The organism is uncultured Capnocytophaga sp., from assembly GCF_938029845.1.
Taxonomy (GTDB): Bacteria; Bacteroidota; Bacteroidia; order Flavobacteriales; family Flavobacteriaceae; genus Capnocytophaga.
On the sequence record NZ_CALHGG010000031.1, the window covers coordinates 46,479 to 55,167 of the forward strand.

Here is an 8,689-nt window from a genome sequence, read left to right on the forward strand (position 1 = left end):
GTCTTAGGCGTTTCTATTTCTTCATTAGTTTACTCAACACTCCAAATACCCCACGAATAAAAGTAGCACTAGTGAGTAGTTTTACAACAGGGTTTTGAGCTGTACTCCTCTTAGGGGCAGGGACCTTAGGCTCTGTTGTTTTTGTTGTAGTACTACGAGTGGTTGTACTTTTTGTATCCTGCTCTTTAGCTGCTGCTTCAGCAGCATTGGCTATCTTAGCATTGAGTATCTCATAAGCACTTTCACGATCTATCTCCTCATTATATTTCTTTTTCAGAGCAGATTTTGCCAGTACCTGTGCTATTTCACTCTCAGAGAGTATATCCATACGGCTCATAGGAGCTCGCATCATAGTTGCTACCAGTGGTGTAGGACGACCTTTAGCATCCAAAGCTGTTACGAAAGCCTCTCCTGTTCCCAATGAGGTAAGGTTTTCAGCTACATTATAGAAAGTTGTTTCAGGATAGTTCTGAGCAGTGAGCTTAATGGCTTGGCGATCTTTGGCTGTAAAGGCACGTAAGGCATGTTGTATCTTCATACCCAATTGAGAGAGTACTGAATCAGGTACATCGGTAGGAGTTTGAGTACAGAAAATAAGACCGACCCCCTTGGAACGAATAAGCTTGACAATATTTTCTAACTGATTAAGTAAGGCCTTGGAAGCTTGATTGAAAATCAAGTGAGCTTCATCTATAAAAATCACTAACTTAGGCTTATCTTGGTCTCCTATTTCAGGAAATGTATTATAAATTTCGGCTAAGAGACAAAGCATAAAAGTAGAAAACATCTTAGGACGGTCTTGTATATCAGTAAGTCGGATAATGTTCACCGTTCCCCTCCCTTTTTCATCGGTTCGGAGTAAATCCTCAGTTTCAAAACTACGCTCCCCAAAGAAAAGCTCCGCCCCTTGGTTCTCCAATTCCACTATTTTACGTAAGATAGCACTAGTAGAAGAAGAAGCCACTCGACCATATTCTGCCTCGAATTCACTTTTCCCTTCTTCGGTGGCATATTGGAGTACCTTTTTGAGGTCTTTAAGGTCAAGTAATGGGTATTGGTGGTCATCACAATACTTAAAAATCACCGCAAGTACCCCTTCTTGTACATCAGAAAGGTCTAAGATGCGAGAGAGTAACACTGAACCAAACTCAGAAACAGTAGCACGTAAGCGCACTCCATCTTGTTTAGAGATAGTAAGTAATTCCACAGGAAAAGCTTCAGGTGTGTAAGGCAGATTCATCTGGGCATGACGCTCTTTGATAAATGATTTTTCCTCCCCTATGGCCGCAATACCACTGAGGTCTCCCTTGAGGTCCATAAGCAAGGTAGGCACCCCTGCTTTGGAAAGGTTTTCAGTAAGTGCTTGTAGCGTTTTGGTCTTCCCTGTTCCTGTAGCCCCTGCAATAAGACCGTGGCGGTTAAGGTTCTTCAGTGGAATATTTACCAATAAATCCTTGATAACTGCTCCTTCATACATAGCACCTCCTAAGGTAATATAAGCTCCTTGGGCAGGATAACCTGCTGCGATAGTTTCTTTGAATTTTTCTACACTCATAATTTTATTGTATTATTGTAGTGGGTGCAAATATAACTCTTTTATATGAGAACAGTTATGATTTAACGAAAAATTATTTTCAAATTTGATATAGCTAAAAACAACGTTAATTAATCATTAATAATGAATAGTTAATCATTTTTATTGTACATTTGTGCCAAATATTTTAAGATAAGATGTTAGAGGACAAAAATACCCATAGAACCCATCTTTCCGAGTTGGGAGAGTTTGGCTTAATAGACCTTCTGACCAAGGACTTCCCCATAGTGAACCCCTCCACTCTCAAGGGGGTAGGTGATGATGGGGCTGTTATTGATTTTGGAAGTCAGAAAGCAGTTATATCCAGTGATCTACTAATAGAAGGTATACACTTTAACCTTTCTTATGTCCCCCTAAAACACTTGGGTTACAAATCTATCATGGTCAATCTCTCTGATATCTATGCAATGAATGCTATTGCCACCCAAGTAGTAGTGTCCATCGCTGTCTCCAATCGCTTCCCAGTAGAGGCATTGGAAGAACTTTATGAAGGTATTCGCTTGGCTTGCGATATTTATAAAGTAGATTTGGTTGGAGGTGATACTACTTCCTCTACAAGAGGGCTTATCATTTCGGTTACCGCCATTGGTATGGCACCCCAAGAGAAAATTGTTTATCGCAATGGTGCCAAAGAAAACGACCTGATTGTAGTGAGTGGCGATTTGGGAAGTGCTTATATGGGGTTACAGGTATTGGAGCGAGAAAATGAGGTTTTCAAAGTTAATCCTAATGTACAGCCCGACTTAGAAAGCTATCAATACCTTATAGAAAGACAACTCAAACCTGAAGCTCGTAAAGATATCGTCCTACTACTCGAAAAATTGGGGGTACAACCTACTGCCATGATGGACATAAGTGATGGACTTTCCTCGGAACTTCTACATATTTGCAAGCAATCCCATGTAGGCTGTCGCCTTATAGAAGAGAAGATACCACTTGATCCTACCCTTATGAATGTCTGTGAGGAATTTACTCTAAGTAGTACTATGGTTGCTCTCAGTGGAGGAGAAGATTATGAGCTACTCTTTACCATAGCCCCCTCAGACTATGACAAAATAAAAGGAAATCCCAACCTGAGTGTAATTGGTTATATTACAGAACCTTCCCAAGGATGTAATCTTATTACTCGTGCTAATGAAGCCATTCCTATCAAGGCTAGAGGATGGAATGCTTTCTCTTAAAAAAGATATTCGCTATTTTTTCAAGAAATCATATTTTTTTACGTACATTTATCACGTAATCCATTAATTCACAAATAAAACCTAAAAGTACATATGAAGATTATTTTTAGCCTACTTATCTCTCTGACAGCTGCAAGCTATCTATATGCACAGGAGAGTGATACCCTAACCACTCGTTATAAAGTATTATCCAAAGGAAATATTTTCATTACAGGAAATAATATCCTAAACCGAAAGGAAGGAAAAGCTGATGCCAATACCCCCTACAATGATCTTATAGGAGGTCTCAAGCTAAATGACTCTCAAGTAATGGAATATATAGATGTAGATAAGGATAAGAAAACTTTCTCATCCAGCACTGCCAATGTATCCCTGCCTAAAAATAGTAAAATTCTATTTGCAGGACTCTATTGGGCAGCCACTTACCCTTACGAGCAAGGACAAGTAATAGCCCAAAAGTCAGTAGCTAAAGATGCCAAACGTGAATCCGTAGAGGAAGTATTGCTAAAAATGCCCAAGGAAAAATATATACCTGTAAAAGGTGAGTATGTATTTGATGGTAATACCGATTCCCGTTATATGGGGAAGAATGCTCCCTACATCATGTTCGCCGATGTTACCAAACTCGTTCAAAACAATAAACGCATTGACGGGGAGTACACCGTTGCCAATGTAAGAGCGGCTAGAGGAAGCGTAGTCGGAGGTTCTTGTGCAGGATGGACACTTGTTATCGCCTATGAAAACGCTTCCGATCCTTTTAGAAAATTGGACATTAAGGACGGATTCATAGAAGTAAAAGGAAAGAAAAATATTGCTTTCTCGAATTATAAGATTCCTTCCGTAAAAGAGGCTTTTCCTCGATTAGTTGGTGCTGTATTGGATGCTGATTTCAACCAAGGAGAGAACCAGGTAGGGGTATTCTCTGATAAAGTAGGTTTCTATTTGGAGACAAAAACGAGAAAGATAAAGAACTTCTTCAACAGCTCCATTACCTATGCTGAGGACTATAACAAACAAAGAAAACCTAATAGTAAAAACACCTTAGGATTTGATATATTCTCTGTAGAGCTTCCCAACTATGATTTTGAAGTATTCCCAGTGGGCAATGAATACCTACGTGTAAACCTTTCCTCCACAAGTGATTCTTATTATGCTTTCCTAATGGGACTAGCTATCAACACAGAAGAAAGTACCTCCTTGCGCGATGAAGATGTAGATAGGCTCTTAGGAAAGAAAACGACCCCGAAACCTGCCCCTACAGGGCAAACTGTGGTCAATGCCAACCAAACACCTACAACCACCCAAGGACAAAATACCGCTCAAGCAGCTACTAACACTGGGGTAAAGGCTACTTCACAGACAAACACCAACCAGACTAATGCTACTTCGGGGACAAAAACACCTGTACAACAAACCACTACTGGACAAACCACTACCACTGGACAAGTAGGACAGACTGCTACTGCTGGACAAACAGAACAGATTCCTGATAATGTACGTAGAATTACCTCTGCAAGTGTTAAAAAAGGATTTTACCTTATACTAGGAGTCTATTCTAGCAAAGAAAATGCAGAAAAATATATGTTTGGATTACGACAGAAAGGTATGCGTGCTGAGGGCAGCTTCTTCTATACTGAAAAGAACTTATATTACGCTTATTCACTCTACGCACCTACCTATGCAGAGGCGTTCAAAAAACAACAAGAAATCAACACAGCTCGAAGTCTCAACCCTGATTTGCAAAAAGTAAAAGATGTTTGGATACTATATGTGGAATAAATACTTATAAATTAATTGTTTATAAAAATTTATTTTCCTAAAAAATTTTTCAAGAACAATGACTACTATTTGATAAAAAATTCTTATCTTTGTAGCTACAAGAAATAGATGTAAAATGATAAATCTTTTTCGTAAAAAAGAAGACAAATTTTCCTATATTGAAAAAGGCGAAGGCACTCCTATAATCCTCTTGCACGGGCTTATGGGAGGGCTTAGTAACTTTGATAGTACTATTGAGTTTTTTTCAAAAAAATATAAGGTAATAGCTCCAGAACTACCTATCTATGACTTACCTTTGCTCTCCAGTACGGTAAAGAGTTTGACCAATTGGCTTACACGCTTTATCACTTATAAGGAGCTAGAGCAGTTTATCCTTTTGGGTAATTCCTTGGGAGGACATATTGCATTGCTTTATACTAAGCTACATCCTAAAAAGGTAAAAGGACTTATCCTTACAGGAAGTTCTGGCCTTTATGAGAGCGCTATGGGTGATAGTTATCCCAAACGCGGAAGCTATGAGTTCATCAAAAAGAAGTGTGAGGATGTATTCTATGATCCCAAAACAGCTACCAAAGAGCTGGTAGATGAGGTTTTTGCCATTGTCAATGACCGAACTAAAGTGATAAAAACACTCTCCATTGCTAAGAGTGCTATTCGTCACAATATGGCGAAGGATTTACCAAATATGAAAACTCCTACTTGCCTTATATGGGGAAAGAATGACCCTGTCACTCCACCAAAAGTAGCAGAGGAGTTCAGCGAACTACTCCCTAATGCTTCTCTTTACTGGATAGATAAGTGTGGTCATGCTCCTATGATGGAACACCCTGATACTTTCAATGAACTGCTAAATAACTGGCTAACGACTAATAAGTTATAAAATATGGAGATCAAACAAGCCTCCTTTGTGGTGAGCAATACTCAAGTGGCGAAATGCCCTACGCATAAGCTACCTGAGTATGCTTTTATTGGGCGATCCAATGTGGGGAAATCGTCCCTTATCAATATGCTAACCAATCACAAAGGACTTGCTAAGACCTCTTCCAAACCTGGAAAAACACAGCTAATCAATCATTTTCTTATCAACAAGGACTGGTATTTGGTAGATTTGCCAGGATATGGTTATGCACAAGTATCCAAGCAATCTAAGAAAACCTTCCAGCAGTTCATTACTGACTACTTCAAGAAACGCAAGGAATTGGTCTGTGCCTTTGTGCTCGTGGATATACGCCACGAACCACAGAAAATAGACTTGGAATTTATGCAGTGGCTGGGAGAGAATGCTATTCCCTTTGCTATCATTTTTACCAAAGCCGATAAGCTAGCTCCAAAACTTATTGAGCAGCATGTACTTACTTACCAGAAAATCCTCTTAGAAACATGGGAGGAAATGCCCCCATACTTTATTACTTCTTCTGAGAACCGATTAGGAAAAGAAGAGGTACTTGGCTATATAGAAAATATCAATCATTCACTCAACTGATTAAGGCCTGCTATGATACCTGAGATAGAACGGCAAGACCCCAAAAAAATACAACAATTCCAAGAGGAGAAGCTCCAAGAACTTTTGCAATATCTTAGTATACATTCTCCTTACTATCAGCGTATATTCAAGGAGTATCACATTGATATAAAGGAAATAAAAACCTTAAAGGATCTCCAAAAGTTACCCACTACAACCAAAAATGATCTCCAATGCTATAATGATGATTTCCTGTGTGTTCCCAAAACAGCTATAATAGATTATGCTTCTACCTCTGGTACTTTGGGAAGACCTGTCACATTCGGACTTACTGACAAGGACTTAGACCGTTTGGCCTACAATGAGGCTATTTCTCTCTCTTGTGCAGGTATTCAAAAAGGAGATGTAGTACAACTGATGACTACCATTGACCGTAGGTTCATGGCAGGACTAGCCTATTTTTTAGGAATCCGAAGACTTGGAGCCAGTATTGTACGTGTAGGAGCCGGAATTCCTGAACTCCAGTGGGATTCCATACATTCTTACCAACCTAAATGGCTCATTGCCGTACCTTCTTTTTTGCTTAAGCTTATAGAGTTTGCCGAGAAAAGTGGTATAGACTATCGTAAATCATCGGTTAAGGGAGTAATATGTATAGGAGAGACACTCCGTAAGCAAGATTTCTCTCTCAATCTGCTCACCCAGAAAATCATGGAAAAATGGCCTGAATTAGCGTTATATTCTACTTATGCCTCTACCGAGATGAGCACCACCTTTACCGAATGTAAATATATGCATGGCGGACATCATCACCCTGAACTTATCATCACTGAAGTATTGGATGATGAGGGAAAGGTACTTCCAGAGGGCAGTTTAGGTGAACTGACTATCACAACTCTTGGTATAGAAGGAATGCCCTTATTGCGCTTTCGTACAGGAGATATGGTTACTCTACATCAAGAACCTTGTTCATGTGGGAGAAATACACTAAGAGTCAGCCCTGTCGTAGGAAGAAAACAACAAATGATAAAGTACAAAGGGACAACCCTATACCCACCTGTGCTTATGGATTTACTCACTGAATTTGCCCAAGTGGAGAACTACATCATAGAAATCAGTAATAATGAAATCCTCACCGATGAGATCCTTATCAAAATAGGAACTTCTACACCTTCCGATATCCTCCGAGAAGAGATTATCAATCATTTCCGTGCCAAAATGCGCGTAGTCCCCAAAATAGAATTCCATCCTGTGGAAACTATTGAACAACAACTCTACCCCAAGGGGAGCCGCAAACCTGTAAAATTTATAGACCACAGAACTTCAATAAAGTAATGTGAGTTCGACATAAGCAAAATTATATCTTTTCTCCCACAGGTTTTCATGGAGAGAATAATACAACTAAGCGTAACTCTCTAATTTTCACTATATCGAACTCACGTTATTATAAAAACATAAACAATATACCATGAGGAACAAAGGGAAAAATACCAAGCTAAACAAAACAAGAAAAGGCTTTTGGGGTAAATTATTTCAGCCACTAAAAATAAACACTATGAGATTATCATTCTTATTCCTGTTATTATTAAGTATTACTTGTAAGGGACAACCCGTAGAAAGAGAAAAATTTGATTTTGAATTATATAAAAAATATGAAGAAAATGGGTATCATTACATAAGAGAGAATGGAAATATTATTATAACTATGGGAAAAGACACAACTTTCAAAAAAAAGGTGTTATAGAAGAAACATATTTTCAGAAAGAACTTGTGCACAAATATCCTTATTATGCAATTTATAAAGAATTCTATGAGGATGGATATATAAAAAAACAAATGATGTCTGTGGGCACATATACTCATATAGGAAAAACGTTACTTTATGATAGAAAGGGCTCTCTCACTATCATAGATGAAGATAAAAAATTTGGGAAGATAAAGATCGATTATGTGATGAATTTTTTGCAGAAGAAAGGGATTATTGATTTAAAAACAGGAGCTGGCTGGTATGATAGTGAGTTTGATTTAAATTATAGCTTAGAATTTGAAAAAGAGAAGGGAAAAAAATATTGGATTGTTACTAAAAAGAAGGGAGAACGTTTTGATCCAGAAAAGCACAAACTTCCTGAAGTACTTGAAGGTGTTATAATTACTCCTAAAGAATATATTCCTTATGTATGGTACATAGATGCAAAAACTGGACAGGTTTATGTGGAAGAGGAACTTTATAAAAATCGTAAGAAACTGAAAAATTCCATAAGACAAAACCTACTTCCAAGAAAGGAGGATAAAGATCTTTGAAGGAAAACCAAAGGGAGAATATCCAATTAAGCAGAAATTGTATAAACATATACTTTTAACAAAAAGGAACAATACAAAGCGGTAGAGAATGCAGAAAAAGTCAATATTTTTACATTCCTTCCTGCAAAAACGGATAATATTATGGATTATAAGGAAAATGATAAAGAGGAATTATTTACCAATTGTGGAAAACCCAACTATCCTAAGATAGATGCTTCCTTTGAGCGATTTTGATACTTCTTTATATAAGTATTTAGATAAGCATGACAACTTTGTTCCTATGGTTCCTATGTGGAGGTAGGAGAAACTTCTAAAGGAGAGTATTTTTAATAAAAATATAATATGATAAGAATTCTTATACTTTTCGTTTTA

At 38.0% G+C, this 8,689-nt stretch carries 8 protein-coding genes; 7 read left to right on the forward strand and 1 reads right to left on the reverse strand.

The window, feature by feature from the left end; translation table 11 throughout:
• Positions 1-13: 13 nt before the first annotated feature.
• Positions 14-1,555, reverse strand: coding sequence for a helicase HerA-like domain-containing protein (locus tag Q0625_RS02525; RefSeq protein WP_298823325.1), 1,542 nt, complete (start codon positions 1,553-1,555; stop codon positions 14-16).
• Positions 1,556-1,731: 176 nt separating this feature from the next.
• Here Q0625_RS02525 and thiL point away from each other — a divergent pair, with 176 nt between their 5' ends.
• The 7 genes from thiL to Q0625_RS02560 all read left to right on the forward strand — a co-directional run bounded on the left by thiL (position 1,732) and on the right by Q0625_RS02560 (position 8,317).
• A complete protein-coding gene (gene thiL / locus Q0625_RS02530; RefSeq protein ID WP_298823326.1) occupies positions 1,732-2,775 on the forward strand; it encodes a thiamine-phosphate kinase in 1,044 nt (347 codons plus the stop codon).
• A 93-nt stretch (positions 2,776-2,868) separates the two neighbouring features.
• Entirely contained in the window at positions 2,869-4,554 is a 1,686-nt protein-coding gene (locus Q0625_RS02535; protein WP_298823327.1) for an SPOR domain-containing protein, read from the forward strand.
• A gap of 115 nt (positions 4,555-4,669) precedes the next feature.
• Entirely contained in the window at positions 4,670-5,434 is a 765-nt protein-coding gene (locus Q0625_RS02540) for an alpha/beta hydrolase (protein WP_298823328.1), read from the forward strand.
• 3 nt (positions 5,435-5,437) lie between these two features.
• Positions 5,438-6,037: a ribosome biogenesis GTP-binding protein YihA/YsxC gene (yihA, locus tag Q0625_RS02545; protein WP_298823329.1), complete on the forward strand. Its 600-nt coding sequence runs from the start codon at positions 5,438-5,440 to the stop codon at positions 6,035-6,037.
• A gap of 12 nt (positions 6,038-6,049) precedes the next feature.
• On the forward strand, positions 6,050-7,351 hold the full coding sequence (locus tag Q0625_RS02550) for an AMP-binding protein (protein ID WP_298823330.1): 1,302 nt from the start codon (positions 6,050-6,052) through the stop codon (positions 7,349-7,351).
• Between the two features lie 133 nt (positions 7,352-7,484).
• Complete coding sequence (locus tag Q0625_RS02555) at positions 7,485-7,760, forward strand: hypothetical protein (protein WP_298823331.1); 276 nt, start codon at positions 7,485-7,487, stop codon at positions 7,758-7,760.
• Between the two features lie 26 nt (positions 7,761-7,786).
• Entirely contained in the window at positions 7,787-8,317 is a 531-nt protein-coding gene (locus Q0625_RS02560) for a hypothetical protein (protein ID WP_298823332.1), read from the forward strand.
• Positions 8,318-8,689: the final 372 nt, after the last annotated feature.